This window comes from Mesorhizobium sp. WSM4989, assembly GCF_029625795.1.
Classification (GTDB): domain Bacteria; phylum Pseudomonadota; class Alphaproteobacteria; order Rhizobiales; family Rhizobiaceae; genus Mesorhizobium.
In genome coordinates this window covers 37,227-55,576 of the sequence record NZ_JARTVN010000004.1, presented here as the reverse complement: position 1 = coordinate 55,576, position 18,350 = coordinate 37,227, and the positions used below count along the sequence as shown (strand labels likewise).

Genomic DNA, 18,350 nt, shown 5'->3' with positions numbered 1-18,350 from the left:
TCGATCTCATGTCGACAAAAGATATGCAGAAAAAACCTTACTCTGTCAACGTGAGTCTTGTTCAACTCGTGTCGACGTTGGTGGCAGTCGGGCGGAGCACTGCCGGGTCACTTGGCGTAAAAGCCGCCGTCGCCCTGGAGGGAATCGCGCCGGGGACTCTAGAATGGTCGCCGCGTTGGCGCGGCACTGCCGCTGCGGCCCACCAGGAAGTCGAAATCCAGACCTTTGTCTGCCTGCAGCACGTGATCGACGAACAGGCGCTCATAACCGCGTTTCGGGTTAGCTATCCCCGTGGGTTTGTCCGAACGGCGGCGCTCCAATTCATCTTCCGGTACCTCGAGGGTCAGCGACCCGGCTGTCACGTCAAGCGAGATCATGTCGCCATCGCGCACCAGCGAGAGCGGCCCGCCGATCGATGACTCCGGAGCCACGTGAAGAACGACCGTTCCATATGCGGTGCCACTCATGCGTCCGTCCGACACCCGGACCATGTCTGTCACGCCCTTGGCCAGCAAATGGGCAGGCAGGCGGATGTTGCCGAGTTCCGGCATCCCGGGATATCCCCTCGGACCGATACCCTTGAGCACCAGCACGCAGGTCTCGTCTATGTTCAAGGCCGGATCGTCAATTCGCTTGTCGAGGTCTTCTACCGACTCGAACACGACTGCGCGTCCGGTGTGCTTCAGCAAGTTCGGGCTGGCGGCCGACGGCTTGATCACCGCGCCACTGGGGGCAAGGTTTCCCTTGAGGACGCGAAGCGCGTTTTGCGGTTTGACAGGCCTGTCAAAGGGCGCGATGATCTCCTCGTCGAGCGTCGTCGCATCGCCAATGTCCTCGCGCAGCGACCTTCCGCTGACGGTAATCGCATCCAGATTCAGACGCTCGCCGAGCGAAGCTATGAGGGCAGGCAGTCCGCCCGCCGAGTAAAATTCCTCCACCAGGAACTTGCCATTGGGCACGATGTTGGCGAGGAGCGGGATCGAGCGGCAGTTCTCTTCGAAGTCCTCCAAGGTCAGCGGGATTTCAAGTCGGCCCGCCAAGGCAGTCAGATGGATGATCGCGTTGGTGCTGCCGCCGAGCGCAGCATTGACTCGGATTGCATTCTCCAGGGCGCGGCGGTCCACGACCTTTGAGAAGGTCAGATCTTCCCTCACCATCTCCACGATCCGGCGCCCCGACAGCTGTGCCGAGCCTTTGCGGCGTCCGTCTACCGCAGGGATAGCTGCCGATCCTGACAGGCTCAGGCCAAGCGCTTCCGCCAGGCATCCCATCGTCGTAGCAGTACCCATCGTGTTGCAATGGCCGTTGCTGCGCGACATTCCGTATTCGGAGTCCAGGAAAGCCTGCTTGGTCATCCGGCCCGCCTTGTACTCGCCATGCATCCGGAAGATGTCGGAGCCAGACCCGACCTGTCGTACGCCGACCTTGCCGTTGATCATGCCGCCACCGTGAACCACGATGGTGGGAAGATCGACGCTTGCGGCGCCCATCATGTAAGCGGGGGCGGTATTGTCGCAACCTGTGAGGAGCACGACGCCATCGAGGGGATTGGCGCGCAGGGTCGCTTCGAGCTCCATGCTCATCATGTTTCGAAACAGCATACCGCTCGGACGCATGATCGAGTCGCCGATAGACATCGTCGAGAAGATCAATGGGAAGCCGCCCGCCTCAAGAACGCCTTTCGCGACCCATTCCGCGAGGCCAGTCAGATGGGCATTGCAAGGGACCAGGTCGGAAGCCGAGTTGGCGATGCCGATCACTGGCTTGCCCTCGAACATGTCAGGCAGCGCACCTCGCGCCTTGAGGTGCGTCCGATGCTCGTAGCCAGTATTGTCGATGCGCTTGAACCAAGCTTCGCTACGCAGGGGGGGCTTCTCGCTAGCCATGACACTCTCCATCCCGCAGGGCCTGATCCGTAATGCGCGGCCGGAGGATTGGCCCTCTTTTCCTACCGGCTAAGTAACGTCTGAGAATTCCGCAATGCGGCAGCACCGCCGGGCGCTGCCGCATTGCCAGCCATTATTTGCCTTGGGAGGCCAGCTTGTCGACGTAGCCCTGCGCGATCTTGTCGATCTCGCCGATCGCGTTCTTCTCGGTGATGAAGTAGTTTAGGGCCTGGATGTCGGCGTAAGACGCGGAGCGGCGCAGACCGAAAGCGATGCCCTGCTTCGAGATCGCGGGGTTCGGCAAGAGCGTGGCCCAACGGTCCTTTGCAGTGGCCGCGAAGAGCGCGTTGCTGTCGCCGTCGTCCATTAGGATGTCGCCGCGATGCGAGGAGAGGGCGAGGCGGGTCGCGTCAATGTCGGGCAGCCGGAGGATCGTGGCGTTCTTGATCTGCGGCGTCAGCGTGCCGTCGATCGAAGTGCCCGACATGATGATGATCGTCGTCCCTGCCTTGTCGAGATCGGCTAGCGACTTCGGAGGCGTCGCGAACTTCGGGTTGGCTTTGTCATAGATGCCGCTGACCTGAAACTGGACGACAGGCTCGCTAAAGGCGATGGCCATGCCGCGCTTGGGGTTCTGGTTCAGGGCCATCGACATGTCCCAGCGGTTCGCCTGCAGGCCGGCTACGATGTTGTCCCAGGATGTCTCCACCATCTGCGCCTTCACGCCGAGGACATCGGCGAACTGCTTGCAAAGGTCGACGAACGTGCCGCTGAACTCCCCGGTTTGCGGATCGCGGATAACGTGAGGCGGCGCCACCGCGGCACCGCAGCGAAGCGTGCCGCTCTTCTGGATATCCTGCCAGTAGCCGGATTCGGAATCTGCCTTGGCGACAGACATCGCAGTTCCCGCGATGAACGCCGCGGCCATGATCGACTTAACGAGGTTCCCAATTTTCATTTCGCTACTCCCATTCTTTCGGCTGTTAGGTTGGTCTGCTGTTAGGGTAATTGGTCGGCTTGCAACATCGGTTGCCAGGTTGACGCGCCTCCTTTCTGCTCTTTGCAAGAGTGGACATTCCTTCCGGGCGCCGGTGCATCGGGCCTGCCCGGGCCGCTCCAATTGGCCTTAACGACGGCCGAAGAAGCGGCGGTTTTCCAAGCGTTCGCTATGACCGTGCCGAGCCTTATTTGCGAGCGGAAGGCTCATCCGTCAGCGCTCCGCCGATCGCCCAGTCGCTCCGATCGACATCTGCAAACACTACGTGCACTGCTTCAGGCTTGCAGTTCGCTATGCGAGCCATCTCGCGCGTAAACACTTCTGCCAGCTCTCGTTTCTGTTCCCGGCTGCGGCCAGCAAGCATTTCAATGCGCACGTTGGGCATCGCTTTCTCTCCCCGAGGGGCCGCAGCGCAAGGCGCTGTTCGCCTTATGCATATCTATTGTCGACAAACTATAGACATTAGGTCGCCGATGTCAATGGCATATTCGGCAGCGCGCAATCGTAGGAAGGGCAGCCTTTGGCCAAATGCCTTGGTTCCCCGTGCATTTAGTCCTTGCTGAATTTCGAAAGCGCGTCGACATTCCGCATGCAATATGTAGAATGAGGAGGTGATGTTTGACTTACGCGCTTCGGACAACGTGGTAGTTTGGCGACGCCTGGCCCGAGCAAAATCAAAGGCTTAGAATATGGATCAGAGCGTTCGCGGCAAGCGCAGCACCAAAGGAGCGCATGCCAAGGAGACGACTGCGAACGGCACTACTGATGACGGGCCGAAGAAGGAAACCGGCAGCAGCCGCGTCTACCTGCAGCTCCGCCAAGACATTCTGCGGGTTAAGATAAATCCTGGGGCAGCCTTGGATGAGGTCCGGCTTAGCGAGCGGTTCAACCTTTCTCGTTCGCCAATTCGTGAGGCGCTTGTGCGTCTTTCCAGCGAGGGCCTTGTTCAAATCTTGCCCAACCGAAGCACGATCGTCGCGCCGCTCGATATACAGGCGATACCCGATTTTCTCGACGCGCTCGACCTATTGCAGCGTGTCACCCATCGTTCAGCGGCTCATTTCCGAACCGAGAAAGACATCGAAACGTTGGTCGCCACCCAGCGGGGTTACGAAGAGGCCGCGGGGGTCAGCCTGGAGACCGGGGACTCGCTGCCGATGATTGAGGCCAACTATGCGTTCCACATGGCGGTCTCGCGGGCCGGACGAAACAGATATTTCACGGCTGCCTACCAGCGTCTTTTGGATGAGGGGCGCCGGATCCTCCACTTCCATTTCGAGTTCGAGCGACGAGGCACCACGGTCGAGAAACTGGCCCAAGGACACACGGACATCGTTGAGGCCATTGTCAGGCGCGATGCCGATGCAGCCGAACAGGCTGCACATCTCCACGCCGAACAGTTCAGAGGCCGCTTCGTTCAATACCTGAATCGCAGCGTCGCATCGGAAATGCGTCTCGCCAGAGAAGGCGACTAGCTGCAGCGTTTCTTCTCCTGGCGGCCGCCGATGCAGCCGCCAGCCGATTGATCCGCCTAGGCGTTGGCTCCGCAGGCCGCCGTTGCCATGATTTCAACCGTGAAATCAGGCGAACCCAATCGAGCTTCCACGCATGCTCGCGCCGGCGTGTTTCCCTTGGAGACCCAAGCGTCCCAAACAGCGTTCATTTCGTTGAACGTCGCAATGTCGGCCAGCCAGACGGTGGCCGAAAGGAGGCGGTCCTTCGAGGTTCCGATCTCCGCGAGCAAAGCATCAATGCGCGCAAGGATATCGAGCGTCTGCTCGTGAACCGAAGCGCCGCGGGCTCCGTGGGCAACCTGTCCGGCCAGGAAGGCAATTCCGTTGCAAATCACCGCTTGGCTCATGCGGGTGCCGATTTGATGGCGGGTGATGGGCATGACGAATCCTTTTTTTGGCCGGGGACAATCTCGGTGTTGTCGGTTCTCGCGGGAGCCTGTTCAGCGAAAATCAGGTGGCTAGACGCTCATCCGGAAAAGCAGACGCCTCTCAAGGACGTTCACCAGGCGGGTGAGAGTCCAGCCGATGACGAAATAGATGAGAGCAGCCGTGGTCAGAACCTCCACGGGTCTCGCGGTGATGTTCGATATGTTTTGAGCCGTATACATCAGCTCCACCACCCCGACGGCCGAGACGAGTGCGCTCTCCTTGAACAGGCTCACGAGGTTCGACATCAAGTTCGGAATCGCCCGGATGACGGCTTGCGGCGCCACGACAAACGTCGCCTGCGTAAATGCCGAAAGCCCCAGCGCCTTACAGGCGTCGTACTGGTCGCGGCCGATCGACTTCAACGCCGACCGAAAGGATTCGCTGGTGATTGCCGATGTGAAAAGCGTCAGGGCGATGAACGACGACAGGAAAGGTCCAAACTCCACGCCGAAAAGTAACGGAAAACAGAAGAATACCCAGAACAGCGTGATGAGGACGGGCGTTCCGCGCAAAATCTCGACGTACAGGGACGACAACCAACGGATTGGAACGAGGCTGGATTGCCTTCCAAGGCTGATCACGAAACCAAACAAGAGGCTCGCCAGCCCGCACAGGGCCGTCAGCTCGATCGAGTAGAGCAGGCCTCGGAGAAGTGCGTCGCGGTAAGTGACAAGGACGGAAAAATCCAGATCAGCCATTGCCGTCAAACCCTGCTCTGACGTTCGCTGCGGTGTTCGAAATATGCGGCTAGCCGGCCGAACGGCACGGCGATGACCAGGTAGAACGCCGCGAGAAACGTGAAGGTCTCAATCGGACGGTAGGTTTGCGTCGAGAGGAGTTTGCCCTGGTACATGAGGTCTGCGACGCCCACGAGCGCGACGAGCGAGCTCTGCTGGAAAATGCCGATCGCGTTGGTGATGAGCACAGGTGTCGCTGTCCGAAACGCTTGAGGCAAGATTACGTGGAAGATCCGTGTCCACGGATTTAGGCCAAGCGCGACGCAGGCATCCTTCTGCGCGCTAGGTATCGACTGGATTGCTGCGCGAAATGCCTCGCCGTTGAATGCCGTCTGGTTCATGCCCAGGATCAGGATGCCCATAAATACCGGCGACCAGAAAACATTGAACAGCATCGGAATGCAAAAGAAGAACCAAACGACCTGGACGAGCACCGGAGTGCACCGGAAAAAGTCTATGTACAGCCGGGCTATCCAGCGGACAGGCGCGATCGGCGCGTTCGCAAGGAACGCAAGCAGGAACCCGGCGACAAGCCCGATCACGTTCGCCCATAGCGTCAGCTGGAGCGTAACTACCAATCCTTGGACCAGCATCGGCCAGCTGTTGATCACATAGAAGAAATCGATGTTTTGCATGGTCGCCGTCTCCTTCAGTCGGCGTGCAAGACATTGTGAATGAAATCCCGCACCCTCGACGTCTTCGGAGAGGCAAAGAATTCTTCTGGCGGCGCGTCTTCCGCGATGACCCCGCCGGCGCAGAATATCACGCGTGTCGCGATCTTCTTCGCGAACCACATGTCGTGCGTGACGATCATCATCGGCATGCCGCCGTCGGCGAGTTCGGTGATCATGGCGATGACCTCGTTGACCAGTTCGGGGTCAAGAGCCGAGGTAACCTCGTCGAAGAGCATAAGCTTGGGATCCAACATCAGTGCGCGCGCGATCGCCACGCGCTGCTTCTGGCCACCAGAAAGGGCAGCCGGAAACGCCTTCGCTTTGGACTCGAGCCCGAAGCGCCGCAGCAGTTCGATAGCGCGCGCCTCGGCCTTTTCCCGATTGACGCCTCGAGACCTGATTGGGGCGAGCGTGAGGTTCCCGAGCACCGTCAGGTGAGGGAATAGCGTGTAGCTCTGAAACACCATGCCGATCTGCTTTTGGATGTCAGCGCTGATCTGCGTCTTGCGGGGTCCGCCGACGATGTACTTGGCGCCATCGATCGAAATGTTCCCGCCCTGGATCTGTTCCAGGCCCATGAGGCAGCGTAGAAGCGTGCTCTTGCCGCCGCCGCTTGGCCCGATCACCAGGATCCGGTCGCGGCGATTCATGTTCAGGTCGAGACCGTCGAGCACCTTGAGCGCCCCGTAGTTCTTCTGCAGGCCACGAACCGATACGAATGGTTGATCGCTCACTTGCAACTCCCAGCCTAGTCCCGACACGCGGGATGTTTTCGGAAGCAACTTTGATCGCTCCCGACCATTTCCCCGGCCGCTTTGAACAGCGGCCTTTCTTATGCGCCTGGCAAGTGCCAAGCAGGTACTCAGAGGGTTACCGACTTAATGTCTTCATTATGTCGACAAAGTCAAGAGCTTTGTGATGCTTGCTTGAAGATCGCTCAGAACAGCGCCTTCCACGCTGTCCACCGTAGCTTTCACGCGTCAACGTGCGGCACAAAGCCAGCGACCGCGCGTGCGCGCCCGCTGGCCAGCCCGTCCCCTCGCGTTGAAAAATTAGTCGGTAATAATGCGCAACGCTGGCCCCGCCGGACGGCGAAATCGCGGTCGAATGCCTGACGATCAAAGTCCGCTGGGTCGGTCCCAGAGGTTCAGCGATGTCCCAAGTCCCTTCTTTTGAGCGGTCTTATACAGCTCGAAACCCCAGCTTATGTCGAAGACAGCCATCCCGCACGCGATGAAGATCACGCGATCCTTCTTGCCCCGGCGGCCGGGCTTCTTGCCGTTGACCACGTCGCCCAGGCCAGTCGAGTCTTTGAGCGCCGGGAGCTTGCCGGCGTCGATCAGCCGATAGAACGGCCCACCGATCACGTTGCTGTAATAGGCGTCCTTGTTGCCGGAGCCGATAGCGTCCTCGACATAGGCTTCCTGCAGCGGGGTATGGTCGTAGACGATTCCACATTTAGTCAGGAACGACTCGTCCGCATTGACCGGGCCTGAGACCAGCAGGGTGGCCCCCTCCTTGATCCATTCGTCCTTGAAATGGAGTGGCTTGAGCCGCGAAGCCGCGATGGTGATGACGTCGGCGCCGCGGAAGCCTGCTTCGGCGTCGTCAACGCCCACCGCCTCAACTCCGTACTTCTCGGCTGCCCAACTGGCGAACTCGTTCGCCTTGTCAAGGAACAGGTCGAAGCAAACGACCTTTTTGACGTTGGAGAGCTGCGTCATGACGCCTGTGAAGCAGGCCTTGTTAATCGGGCCGCAACCGATCACGGAGACGGTCTCTGCGTCCTTGTTCGCGAGATGCTTCGCCGCGACGCCTGGCACGGCCCCGGTTCTTGCGGCGCTGAGGAGATTGGCCGACATCAGCGCGAGCGGGGCGCCTGTGTCTTTGTCGTTGAGCATCATGGTAAGGATCGACCGCGGCAATCCCTTTTCGGCGTTGGCGTGGTTCGATCCGTACCACTTGTTGCCACAGACATCGAAGCGCCCGCCGAGGTAACCAGGCATCGCCGCGAAGCGACGGTCCGGTCCGGCGACGGGCATGTTGGGAAACTCCGACGTCTTCGGGAAGACGATGTTCATCCCGTGATTGTTGTGATTTGCTCCGCCCATCAAATAGTCGCCTTTGCCGAGGAGGGCGAAGGTCTCTTCGCAAACCTCGACGCAGCGTTTTGCATCCAGGACGCCGGCTTCGATCATGTCGGGTTCAGAGAGGTAGAGGAAGTCGATTTTCGGATACATCTGGGCGACCCTTGTTTAGGTGAGTGAAGACTGTTCATGCGGCCGATGCGTCGCGGCCAAAACGCAGCAAGTTCGATATGTCGTAGAGGTGGCAGCCCGGGCTGCGCGCGTTTGCGCGCATCAGGAAATTCAACTTCTCGATACGCTCCCCCGAACGCGGCGCGCCATTCTTCTGGAACGGAACCTGCAGGCCCACGGAGAAGTCCATGACGACATCGTCGACGACCCCGCCGGACCGTCCTGACGGAACTGCGATTATTCCGTGCTTCTGGGCCAAGTAGTAGGCGTCCAGTGCCTCGGTGACCGTGCCTACCTGGTTGGGCTTCAGGACGAAACCGCCGATGGCGCGAGTTTCAAAGGCCTTCTGCAGCAGGCCGGCGTTGGTGACCGTCAGATCGTCACCAAGGATGATGGTCCGCGGAATCTCCTGGACCGCCTTTGGAAAGCCAGACCAATCATTCTCATCGAGCAGGTCTTCGATGAAGACGAGATCGAATGTTTCGGTCAGCGACCTGGCATATGCGATCAACTCGTCGGAGCTGATCCGCTTGCCCTTCAGCAAATAAGTCCGCGTCTGCGCATCGTATATTTCGCTCGAGGCGCAATCGAGAGCAAACGCGATCCGGCCAGTGTACCCGCAGGCATCGATCGCCTGTTGCATGAGTCCCAGGACTACCGCCGGATCGTCTGACGGGGCCGCGTAGCCATATGAGCTTGCGACGTGTGGCTTGTGACCGAGGTAGCTGGTCAGCACTTCGCCAAGTTTGCGGAAAACGGCCACGGCCATCTCGATTGCGAAGTCGACGCTGTCGGTGCCATACGGAACGATCAGAAATTCGTTGAACGCTTGCGTCAGTTGCTCGTAGCGGCCGCCGTTGACGATGTTGAAGCAAGGCACTGGCACGGTCTGGATGTTGCCGCCGGCGATGTAGTCGTAAAGAGGCACGTTTAGCGCGGCTGCCGCAGCGCGGAACGTCGCGATCGACACCGAATAGATGGTATTGCCCCCGAGGTTCCGCTTGTTCGGCGTGCCATCGAGTTGGATCATTCTGTGGTCGATCGCGCGCTGGTCGAAGACATTCATCCCCAATAAGGCCGGACCGATCACGTCGGTGGCTTTGTGCACCGCCTTGTGGACGCTGAGCCCCTCGTAGGTGGAAGGGTCGCCGTCGCGCAGGACGAAGGACTCGTGCATTCCCACCGAGGTACCGGTTGGCGCCGCGCCACGGCCGATCGCGCCACTTTCGGTGCAGACCTCGACTTCGACGGCGGGGCGGCACTTGCAGTCGATGATCTGCTGCGCCCTTACGGACGCAATCCCGTCTTGTCTATCGCTGGCCATGCTTCAAATCCGGAACGTAAAGGATGTTTAGGTCGCATAGGTTGGTGCCCGTGTTGCCCGTGAAGACCGTGGACTGAATGGCGTCGAGCGCCTCGAAGCAGCTATGCTCGCGCAATGCCTGATAGAGGTTGATGCCTTTGCCCTTCGCGGCCTTCAGGCAACTGGAGTCGGTGATGCCGCCGGCGACTTTAGTGGTGCCGTCCGTGCCTTCGCTGTCGATCGACAACAGGCAGGCGCCTGGGCTCTTGTCGGCTGCGATGGCGAAGCCCACAGCCATTTCCTGGCCTGGCCCGCCGTGCCCGTTGATCACGCTATCGTCCAGGATCTGCGTCGTGACTTCCCCGGAGCTCAGCAGCACGCAGGGAGCCCTCACGGGGTTTCCATACGTTTGAATCTCCCGGGCCAGGGAGGCGAAAAATGTGCCGGCGTCGCGGCTTTCACCCTCAAGGAAAGACGTTACGATGATGGCCGGAATCCCCATCTCCTCGCAGATCTCCTTGGCGTAGATGCAGGAGTCGGGCAGCGTGTTGAGAAGGAAGTACGTATTGTCCGGAAAGGCCTTGGGCGTCTCCGCTTCCGGTCCGGCGTTCATCAAGTAGTCGAAAACGCTTTTCGGCATGCGATCGGATAGATTGCGGTTGACGATCGTCGCGCGGGCATCGTCCAACGTCGTCGGATCGGGGCCCATCGGCGTGCTTTTGTAAGCGGTATAGGGAACGGCAACGTCGCCCGTCGCAGGCGACCCGACGCCGTCGCTGATGCCAAACCCAATCAGTTCAGCTCCGACGTCTTGGATGCGCTTTGCCAGCATGCCGCCGTTCAGAGCCGAGATGTGGCGACGCACGGCGTTGATCTCGAAGATGCCGGCACCCGACTTCAGCAGGACATTGGTTGCGTCTATTTCGTCCTGCAGCGAAATTCCGTCCCGGGGACAGGACATCAAGGCCGAGCTGCCGCCACTGATGACCACGATGAACAGATCGTCCGGGCCTGAGTGATCGATGATTTCGATCATCTTTCTCGACGCGCGAAGGCCTTCCTCGTTTGGAAGAGGATGCCCTCCTACGAACACTTCGGTTTTGTTGAAGCGGTCGGTCTCCTCCGCAACTTTCACGATCGCGATTCCGTGCGTCAGATGGTCGCCCAGCACGTGATCAACCGCCATGGCCATGTGGTTGCAGGCTTTCCCGGCGCCAAACAGGTACACGTTGCGCTTAAGCGACAGGTCCCAAGACCGCACGCCGATATGAAGCGTGTCGCCCTCCAGACGCATTAGCGTGCGGATGCGCTGGTAGCTGTCGAGCCGCTCGAGAGTGCGGTTGGCAATCTCCGCGACTATCCTTCGCGACGCAATCTCACCCCGTGACAGGATCTCTTCGAGGTTGCGAATTTTCGACATTGAGAACTCGGCTTTGGTTCGGTTAACGGGCGGCCGCTTGCACGTTGCGAGCTGCCGTAGCCGAGAGGACTAATGCCTCACTTATTGTCGATTGTCAAACAATCAATTGACCGACGATTGATTTTTGGATAGTCGAGAATCTGCGCCTGTCTAACCGGGGCATGGAATGTTATGTTGGAATCGACTGCTGCGCTGTCGGCAGCGTCGCGGCCATCTCGGCGCAGGGCTAGCCCTGATGGGTGGAACTCGTGAGGTCCCTCGGAGCGTCGCTCACCGGTCGTTTCCAAAAACCAGCGTGCGGGCTCGCAATTGGGGGCGCTTATGGATTCAGGCTCGGCATTCTCCGTGAAGAAAGTGCAGAAGCGCAGCACTGAAGCCCAGGCAGCCGATAGGCTGCGCGAGGCAATACTGGAGGGCGACATACCTCTTGGGTCGAGGCTCACCGAGATATTGATGTCCGAGCAGGTCGGAGTGTCGCGCGGCACGATTCGCACCGCCTTCCACCAGCTAGTGCAGGAAGGCCTTCTCGTGCAGGTGCCCTACACCGGATGGACCGTCATGACACTGAGTTCACACGATGCTTGGGAGCTCTATACCTTGAGAGCCAGCCTGGAGGCACTGGCTAGCCGGCTGGTCGCTCTACGTGTGAGGAACAACGATCCTGATGGGCGAGTGGCGGCAGCGCTGAGATCGGCTTACGAACGATTGAAGGCCGCCTGTGCAAAGCGCAACAATCATAGAGCCATCGCGCAGGAAGACATGAACCTTCATAAGTCGATCGTGGCCTTGGCCCAACATGGGCGACTGCGGGACCAGTATTCCCTGATCGAACATCAGGCCCGCATATACATTCGGTCCAGTGACGAGCTAGTCCAAGACCCGGCCGACATCCTTTCGCAGCACGCTCCGATCATCGACACGCTGCTCCGTGGCGATGAGAAGAGCGCTGTTGAAGCCGCCGCGGCTCACAATGAGCGGGAGGGCACCATTCTGTTTGAGCATTTGAAAAGGCTTGAACTGCAGGCGCGAGAAGCTGCTAGCCTCAAGTAGGTCGAGGGCGGACCAACTTAATGACCCGATCCGAGCGGCCATGAAGGACGCTGACCTTGACTCGCGACAGGATCGCTTCCCGAGTCTACCGACTCCGCAGGATCGAGATGACTAACGGGTGCCGAGCAGGAAAATGTGAATCCTGCGAGTTACGCATTCTTGGCGGGGAGTGCATGCACCGGATAGACTTCAGTCACGCCGGCAACGTGTCATGCTTTTCTTGCCAGGCCACGCCAACAGCGGACGTTGTTATTGAAGCCTGACAATGCGTCGTGTCGTAGCGAGGACCGGTATGGTCCTCTATTGCTATTGGACTATTGGCGCTCACTGGGGCGGTAATTTTGACGCCGACCAGGCGCTTTTTCGGCGATGATGGCGGCGGCTCTCATTGCCGGATCGCCCGGTATGCCGCGGAGGTTGCCTACGGTGCCCCTGGTCATATCCGAAGCCGATCCACGGCCTGTTAGCCCGCTGGTCACTTCATCCTCGATTCGGGCAACCGTCCCCTCGCGGCGCAGACGGTTAACCGCCTATATTCCGACCACGACAGCGCCTCCGCTGAGCCCGGCGCCCGCCGCCGCCAGCAGTAGTTTCTCGCCCGGCCGAAACGGCTCAGCCTGATTGGCGAGCGACAGCGACAGCGGGATCGTCGCGGCGGACGAGTTGCCGTAGTCGGTGATCGTCTTGACGACTGCATGGTCGGCAATGCCGAGGTTCCTGCCGACCGCGTCGAAAATCCGGGCGTTAGCCTGATGCGGCACGAACCGGTCGATGTCTTGCGGCTCTATTCGGGCTGCAGTGAGCGCGTCCCGCGAGCAGGCTGTCATCATCTCGACCGCCTTGGCGAACACCTCGCGGCCGTCGGTGATGGTCATCCGGGTCTCAGCGAGGTCGAGGTCGGCGTGGAAGGGCTTGTTGCTTCCGCCCGCCGGAATCTGGATCAGTCCGTAGCGAGAGCCGTCGGAATCCACCGATGCGCCGAGGATGCCCCGGTCGGGATCCTCGCAGGGACCGATCACCACGGCGCCGGCGGCGTCGGCGAACAGCACCGCGCTGGCGCGCTCGGCCGGGTTGATACGGCGGCTGAGGATGTTGGCGGCAATGACCAGGCTCGCCTTGCCGTGCAGGCGGGTGAAGCCGTCCGCGAACATCAGCGCATAGATGAAGCCGGCGCAGGCGCCGGTGAGATCGATCGCGCCGGCGCGGCCGAGCCCGAGCCGATGCGCGACCAGCGGCGCGCTCGGCGGCAAGAGGTGATCGGGCGTCGAGGTGGCAAGCAACAACAGGCCGATATCGCTCCGGTCGGTGCCGGCATCGGCCAGCGCCATGTCGCCGGCTTGCGTGGCAAGGCCCGACAGCGTGTCTCCTTCCGTGGCCCAGAAGCGCGACCGTATCCCGGTGCGCCGCTCGATCCAGCCGGGCTCGAGCCCGAGACGGTTTTCGATCTCCGGGTTCTCGACCTTGCGCGCCGGCGCATGATGGCCGAACCCGAGGATGCGCGACGATCGGCTCAATGCTTCGCGCCGAAGCGTTCGCCGGCCTCCTCAATGGCGTGATAGAGACCATCCAGCTCCTCGCCGGTGATGCAGTAGGGCGGCAGGAGATACAGCACATTGCCGAGCGGACGCACGAGCAGTCCGCGCTCGAGGAAAAAAGCGCGCAGCTTCGGCCCGATCTCGGCCAGATAGCCGGCGGAGCCGGTGCGCAGATCGAGGGCCGCAATCGTGCCGGTAACCCGGCTGTCAGTGAAGCGAGGGTTGTCGCGAAAACGCCGAAGCCCAGCAGCCTGTTTTGCTCCCAGGGCCGCGACCCGCTCAGCCACCGGCTCGTCATGCCAGATCTCGACATTGGCGAGTGCCGCCGCGCAGGCGATCGGATTGGCGGTGTAGGAACTCGAGTGGAAGAAGGTCTTCTTGCGGTCCGTCGAATAGTGGGCCTGGAAAATGGCATCGGTCGCAAGCGTTGCGGCCAGCGGGACAACGCCGCCCGTCAGCCCCTTCGAGGTGCACAGTATGTCCGGAGAGATCGCTGCCTGCTCACAGCCGAACATGGTCCCGGTGCGACCCCAGCCGGTCATCACTTCGTCGGCTATCAACAGCGTGCCGGAGGCCTGTGCGATCTTTTTCAACTCGGCCAGAACCCAGGCCGGATACATCAGCATGCCGCCGGCGCCGAGCACCAGCGGCTCGACGATCAGCGCGGCCGCGCGCCGGTCGCGACAGCGGCCTCGAACCGATCGAGCGTCTCCTGCTCTCGCCCGGTGGCCGGGAACGGGATGGTGTCGACCTCGAACAGCAGCGGCTCGTAGGCAGCGTTGAACACGCCGCGGGCGCCGACGCTCATCGTGCCGATCGTGTCGCCATGATAGCTGTGCTCCATGACGACGATGCGCGAGCGCGGCGCGTCGATGTTGCGGAAATAGCCGAGCGCCATCTTCAGCGCGACCTCGACGGAGGTTGAGCCGCTGTCGGAGTAGAACACCCAGTCGAGGCCGGGCGGCGCGAGGCCGACAAGCGCCTTGGCCAGCCGTTCGGCCGGCTCGTGGGTGAAGCCGGCGAAGATGATCTGGTCGAGGCTCGCAGCGGCCGTCTCGATCGCCTTGACGATGCGGGGATGGCGGTGGCCGTGGGTGACGACCCACCAGGAAGAAATGGCATCCAGGATGCGCGTGCCGTCGGCCTTGGGGAGGTAGGCGCCTTCGGTCCGGACGATCTCGGGGATGGCGAACTCGAGCGCGTGCTGCGTGAAGGGATGCCACACACTGGACTGCGACATCATTCGCCTCCCGCGATCGCTGTGAGGTCGAAGCCGGCAATCATCGCTTCCCGCAGCGTCCCACTCGTCAGCGGATCGAGCAGCGGCAGCCTGCCAAGCTGGCGAACGCCGCTGAATTCCACGATTGTTCTTTGCGTATCGGCCACCTCGTCGCCGATGAACGCAATGCCGATGAGCGGGATGGAACGGGCCCTGAGCGCCTCGATCGACAAGAGGGTGTGGTTGATCGTGCCGAGCTTGGTACGGGCGCACAGGATGACCGGTACCCGCCACTGAGCGAATATGTCGATGAACTTGGTGCGCCGGTTGAGCGGCACCATCAGTCCGCCGGCACCTTCGATGACGATCGGGCCCGGCAGGTCCGGAAGCGACAGCTCTGCGACGTCTATCGCGACGCCGTCGAGTTCGGCTGAACGATGTGGCGACAGCGGCTCCTTCAGCCGATAGACTTCGGGCAGCACGCGCCCCGGCGGCAGGCCGGCGAGCCGTTCCACGACCTGGCTGTCGGTTTCGCCGTCGAGGCCCGATTGCACCGGCTTCCAGTAGAAGCCGTCGAGCAGGCCGGCCAATCCCGCCGAAAACACCGTCTTGCCGATGCCGGTATCGGTTCCGGTGATGACGATGCGCTTGGTCATGCCGAGGCCAACACCTCGACGAGCGCCTCGACCATGGCCGAAATGTCGGCTTCCTCGACGTTGAGCGTCAGCGAGATGCGCAGGCGCGACGTGCCCTCGGGAACCGTCGGCGGGCGAATGCCGCGTATGTCGAAACCGCGGGCCTGCAGCGCCGCCGACACCGCCATGGTGCGCCTGTTGTCGCCGATGACGAAGGGCTGGATCTGCGAGCCGCTAGGGGCCACGCCGCAGCGCTCGGCCAATCGGCGGCCCGCGAAGGCAACGCGGTCCTGCAGCTGGGCACGGCGTTGGGGCTCGTCGGACAGCAATGCAATCGCCTCGCGCGCTGCCACGGCCATCAGCGGCGAAGGGGCGGTGGAATAGATGAAGGGCCGGCAGCGGTTGACGAGATAGTCGCACAGCAGTCCCGGCCGGGTGACGAGCGCACCGGCCGCGCCGAGCGCCTTGCCGCAGTGTGGAGCGCGACGATGTTGTCGCGACCCTCGAAAGCGGCGGCAAGGCCGCGGCCGTCGGGCCCCCAGACGCCGGTGGCATGCGCCTCGTCGAGGACGATGAAGGCCTCGTGCCGGTCGGCAAGCGCGACCAGGTCCTCCATCGGCGCGCGGTCGCCGTCCATGCTGTAGAGGCTTTCGACCACGATCCAGACGCGCCCGGTGCCGCCTTCGGCGCGCCAGCGCGTGATTGCATCCTCGAAGGCATCGACGTCGTTGTGCACGGCGAGCTTGAACTCGGCGCGGCCAGCGCGGGCCCCCTCATGCATGCTGGCATGAGCCAATTCGTCGAGGACCAAAAGGTCACCCTTCTGCGGCAGGGCGGTCAGCAGGGCGAAATTGGCGATGTAGCCGGTGCCGAAGAACAGCGCGCGGTCGGCTCTGAAGAACGCCGCCGCGTCCGCCTCCAGTGCCTCGTGTTCCGGCGCGTTGCCGCGCAGCAGCCGAGATCCGGTCGCGCCGACCGGGGTGCCCCGCGCGATCGCCGCCGTAACCGCGTCGCCAAGCCTTCTCGAGGCGGCGAGGCCGAGGTAGTCGTTCGACGAGAAATCGAGACCGGAGCGCGGCGACAGTGTCCGCAACCGGTCCTTGCGCGCCAGTCCCTGCAAGGTCGCGTCATAGCGGGCAAGCGGTGCCCCGTTCATAGCGCCTCGAGTTCCATAGGCTCGATGCCGAGGCGGCGGAACAGCAGGCTATCCTTGTCCTCGCCGGGATTGTCCGCAGTCAGCAGCGTGTCGCCGACGAAGATCGAGTTGGCGCCGGCAAAGAAGCACAGCGCTTGCATCTCGTCGGTCATGGCGGTGCGCCCGGCCGAAAGCCGAACATGCGATTTCGGCATCATGATGCGCGCCAGCGCGATCACGCGCACGAACACGATCGGCTCGATCGGCCTGGCATCGGCAAGCGGGGTGCCGGCGATCGGGATGAGGATGTTGATCGGCACGCTTTCTGGATGTTTCGGCAGGTTGGCCAATGTCACCAGCATGTCGATCCGGTCCACCGGCTCTTCACCCATCCCGACAATGCCGCCGCAGCAGACCTTGATGCCGCTGTCGCGGACATTGGCCAGTGTGTCCAGCCGGTCGGCAAACGTCCGGGTCGAGATGATCTCTGAGTAGTAGCGCTCGGAGGTGTCGAGTTGTGGTTGTAGTAGTCGAGGCCGGCCTCCTTCAGCCGCTGCGCCTGGCCGAGGTCGAGCATGCCGAGCGTCATGCAGGTCTCCATGCCCAGCGCCTTGACGCCCTCGACCATCGCCACGACCGCATCCATGTCGCGCCCCTTGGGATTTCGCCAGGCGGCGCCCATGCAATAGCGGGTGGCGCCGGCGTCGCGTGCCTTGGTCGCCTCGGCGATGACGCGCCTGACCTCCATCAGCTTCGACGCCTTCAACCCGCTTTCGTGGTGCGCCGACTGGCTGCAATAGCCGCAATCCTCCGGACAGCCGCCCGTCTTGATGCTGAGAAGCCGGCTGAGCTGGACCTTGTTTGGATCGAAGTTCTGGCGGTGAATGGTCTGCGCCTGGAAGAGGAGGTCGTTGAAGGGCAAGTCGTGGATGGCCTGGGCCACCTCTCGGGTCCATTGAGGCGATGTCATGTTGAACGGCCCAACGGCTGCGTTCAGGCAGAGTTCCGCGTTCATGCCACATCCATTTTCAAAGTTTAGGCGTCAGCCGCGAGAGAACAAGCATGGAAGCCTGTCATGATCTGCCCACCAGTGCCGGCACGGGGAGAGCGTTGCGGGCCTCATCGAGTATGGAAAAGCTGTAGCCCCCCTCGGCATTGCTCTCGACCGAATAGGTCAATCGGTCAACAATGCGATTGTCCTTGTCGAACGTTAGCACACGCGGCTTGAGCGCGGTCAGCTTTGCCTCGTCGAGATAGGCGGAGTTGCAGATGATGACCTGATCGCCTGGCTGGCACGTACGCGCCGCGGCGCCGTTGAGGATGCAGCAACGCGATCCACGTTCGCCGAGGATGACATAGGTCGAGATCCGTGCGCCCGAATTCTTGTTCCAGATCTCCACGAATTCCATCGGCAGGATGCCTGCCTCCTCGCAATGGTCCGGATCGAGCGTGATCGAGCCATGGTAGTCGAGATTGGCCTCGGTGACGTAGATGCCGTGCAGCTTGCCGGCGACGATTTTACGCATGCCTCTCCTCCAAACAGTCTCTTCCACGTCGC

15 protein-coding genes and 3 pseudogenes are annotated in these 18,350 nt (G+C 61.5%); 2 read left to right on the top strand and 16 right to left on the bottom strand.

Features of this window, described 5'->3' with window-relative positions; genetic code table 11:
* Positions 1 to 158: 158 nt before the first annotated feature.
* From P9217_RS27380 to P9217_RS27370, 3 genes are all read right to left on the bottom strand, one after another.
* Positions 159 to 1,886, bottom strand: a complete 1,728-nt coding sequence (locus tag P9217_RS27380; RefSeq protein WP_278055549.1) for a dihydroxy-acid dehydratase — start codon at positions 1,884 to 1,886, stop codon at positions 159 to 161.
* Positions 1,887 to 2,019: 133 nt separating this feature from the next.
* The gene (locus P9217_RS27375; protein ID WP_278055547.1) at positions 2,020 to 2,844 is read right to left on the bottom strand and encodes a transporter substrate-binding domain-containing protein; all 825 of its coding nucleotides are present in this window, start codon (positions 2,842 to 2,844) and stop codon (positions 2,020 to 2,022) included.
* Positions 2,845 to 3,070: 226 nt separating this feature from the next.
* On the bottom strand, positions 3,071 to 3,268 hold the full coding sequence (locus P9217_RS27370) for a tautomerase family protein (protein WP_278055546.1): 198 nt from the start codon (positions 3,266 to 3,268) through the stop codon (positions 3,071 to 3,073).
* Positions 3,269 to 3,572: 304 nt separating this feature from the next.
* Here P9217_RS27370 and P9217_RS27365 point away from each other — a divergent pair, with 304 nt between their 5' ends.
* Positions 3,573 to 4,358: a GntR family transcriptional regulator gene (locus P9217_RS27365; RefSeq protein ID WP_278055544.1), complete on the top strand. Its 786-nt coding sequence runs from the start codon at positions 3,573 to 3,575 to the stop codon at positions 4,356 to 4,358.
* Positions 4,359 to 4,414: 56 nt separating this feature from the next.
* Here P9217_RS27365 and P9217_RS27360 read toward each other — a convergent pair whose 3' ends face one another.
* The 7 genes from P9217_RS27360 to P9217_RS27330 all read right to left on the bottom strand — a co-directional run bounded on the left by P9217_RS27360 (position 4,415) and on the right by P9217_RS27330 (position 11,218).
* Entirely contained in the window at positions 4,415 to 4,777 is a 363-nt protein-coding gene (locus P9217_RS27360; RefSeq protein ID WP_278055543.1) for a RidA family protein, read from the bottom strand.
* Between the two features lie 78 nt (positions 4,778 to 4,855).
* On the bottom strand, positions 4,856 to 5,524 hold the full coding sequence (locus P9217_RS27355; protein WP_278055542.1) for an amino acid ABC transporter permease: 669 nt from the start codon (positions 5,522 to 5,524) through the stop codon (positions 4,856 to 4,858).
* Positions 5,525 to 5,529: 5 nt separating this feature from the next.
* The gene (locus tag P9217_RS27350) at positions 5,530 to 6,198 is read right to left on the bottom strand and encodes an amino acid ABC transporter permease (protein ID WP_278055541.1); all 669 of its coding nucleotides are present in this window, start codon (positions 6,196 to 6,198) and stop codon (positions 5,530 to 5,532) included.
* Between the two features lie 14 nt (positions 6,199 to 6,212).
* On the bottom strand, positions 6,213 to 6,971 hold the full coding sequence (locus P9217_RS27345; RefSeq protein WP_278055840.1) for an amino acid ABC transporter ATP-binding protein: 759 nt from the start codon (positions 6,969 to 6,971) through the stop codon (positions 6,213 to 6,215).
* A gap of 384 nt (positions 6,972 to 7,355) precedes the next feature.
* Entirely contained in the window at positions 7,356 to 8,477 is a 1,122-nt protein-coding gene (locus tag P9217_RS27340) for a tyramine oxidase subunit B (protein WP_278055540.1), read from the bottom strand.
* A gap of 34 nt (positions 8,478 to 8,511) precedes the next feature.
* Positions 8,512 to 9,819 (bottom strand): enolase, encoded by a 1,308-nt coding sequence (locus tag P9217_RS27335; RefSeq protein WP_278055539.1) that lies wholly within the window; start codon positions 9,817 to 9,819, stop codon positions 8,512 to 8,514.
* A complete protein-coding gene (locus P9217_RS27330; RefSeq protein ID WP_278055538.1) occupies positions 9,806 to 11,218 on the bottom strand; it encodes a DUF4147 domain-containing protein in 1,413 nt (470 codons plus the stop codon). Before P9217_RS27330 ends, P9217_RS27335 begins: the two co-directional genes overlap by 14 nt.
* 321 nt (positions 11,219 to 11,539) lie before the next feature.
* Here P9217_RS27330 and P9217_RS27325 point away from each other — a divergent pair, with 321 nt between their 5' ends.
* On the top strand, positions 11,540 to 12,268 hold the full coding sequence (locus P9217_RS27325; protein WP_278055537.1) for a GntR family transcriptional regulator: 729 nt from the start codon (positions 11,540 to 11,542) through the stop codon (positions 12,266 to 12,268).
* Positions 12,269 to 12,798: 530 nt separating this feature from the next.
* On the opposite strand, the gene P9217_RS27320 is transcribed toward P9217_RS27325, so the two are convergent.
* From P9217_RS27320 to panD, 6 genes and pseudogenes are all read right to left on the bottom strand, one after another.
* Positions 12,799 to 13,782, bottom strand: a complete 984-nt coding sequence (locus P9217_RS27320) for a beta-ketoacyl-ACP synthase III (RefSeq protein ID WP_278055536.1) — start codon at positions 13,780 to 13,782, stop codon at positions 12,799 to 12,801.
* Positions 13,779 to 15,043, bottom strand: a pseudogene (locus P9217_RS27315) (adenosylmethionine--8-amino-7-oxononanoate transaminase). The gene P9217_RS27320 and the pseudogene P9217_RS27315 overlap by 4 nt, the downstream one beginning before the upstream one ends.
* Positions 15,043 to 15,678 (bottom strand): dethiobiotin synthase, encoded by a 636-nt coding sequence (bioD, locus tag P9217_RS27310; RefSeq protein WP_278055535.1) that lies wholly within the window; start codon positions 15,676 to 15,678, stop codon positions 15,043 to 15,045. Before bioD ends, P9217_RS27315 begins: the two are co-directional and overlap by 1 nt.
* A pseudogene (locus tag P9217_RS27305) lies at positions 15,675 to 16,813 on the bottom strand (8-amino-7-oxononanoate synthase). Before P9217_RS27305 ends, bioD begins: the two are co-directional and overlap by 4 nt.
* Positions 16,810 to 17,807: pseudogene (gene bioB / locus P9217_RS27300) on the bottom strand (biotin synthase BioB). Before bioB ends, P9217_RS27305 begins: the two co-directional pseudogenes overlap by 4 nt.
* Before the next feature lie 58 nt (positions 17,808 to 17,865).
* The gene (panD, locus tag P9217_RS27295; RefSeq protein WP_199651266.1) at positions 17,866 to 18,318 is read right to left on the bottom strand and encodes an aspartate 1-decarboxylase; all 453 of its coding nucleotides are present in this window, start codon (positions 18,316 to 18,318) and stop codon (positions 17,866 to 17,868) included.
* Positions 18,319 to 18,350 lie beyond the last annotated feature (32 nt).

Excerpts from the sequence above, each read along its gene's own strand:
- P9217_RS27380 (WP_278055549.1), bottom strand. The coding sequence starts at position 1,886 with ATGGCTAGCGAGAAGCCCCCCCTGCGTAGCGAAGCTTGGTTCAAGCGC.
- P9217_RS27375 (WP_278055547.1), bottom strand. The coding sequence starts at position 2,844 with ATGAAAATTGGGAACCTCGTTAAGTCGATCATGGCCGCGGCGTTCATC.
- P9217_RS27370 (WP_278055546.1), bottom strand. The coding sequence starts at position 3,268 with ATGCCCAACGTGCGCATTGAAATGCTTGCTGGCCGCAGCCGGGAACAG.
- P9217_RS27365 (WP_278055544.1), top strand. The coding sequence starts at position 3,573 with ATGGATCAGAGCGTTCGCGGCAAGCGCAGCACCAAAGGAGCGCATGCC.
- P9217_RS27360 (WP_278055543.1), bottom strand. The coding sequence starts at position 4,777 with ATGCCCATCACCCGCCATCAAATCGGCACCCGCATGAGCCAAGCGGTG.
- P9217_RS27355 (WP_278055542.1), bottom strand. The coding sequence starts at position 5,524 with ATGGCTGATCTGGATTTTTCCGTCCTTGTCACTTACCGCGACGCACTT.
- P9217_RS27350 (WP_278055541.1), bottom strand. The coding sequence starts at position 6,198 with ATGCAAAACATCGATTTCTTCTATGTGATCAACAGCTGGCCGATGCTG.
- P9217_RS27340 (WP_278055540.1), bottom strand. The coding sequence starts at position 8,477 with ATGTATCCGAAAATCGACTTCCTCTACCTCTCTGAACCCGACATGATC.
- P9217_RS27335 (WP_278055539.1), bottom strand. The coding sequence starts at position 9,819 with ATGGCCAGCGATAGACAAGACGGGATTGCGTCCGTAAGGGCGCAGCAG.
- P9217_RS27330 (WP_278055538.1), bottom strand. The coding sequence starts at position 11,218 with ATGTCGAAAATTCGCAACCTCGAAGAGATCCTGTCACGGGGTGAGATT.
- P9217_RS27325 (WP_278055537.1), top strand. The coding sequence starts at position 11,540 with ATGGATTCAGGCTCGGCATTCTCCGTGAAGAAAGTGCAGAAGCGCAGC.
- bioD (WP_278055535.1), bottom strand. The coding sequence starts at position 15,678 with ATGACCAAGCGCATCGTCATCACCGGAACCGATACCGGCATCGGCAAG.
- panD (WP_199651266.1), bottom strand. The coding sequence starts at position 18,318 with ATGCGTAAAATCGTCGCCGGCAAGCTGCACGGCATCTACGTCACCGAG.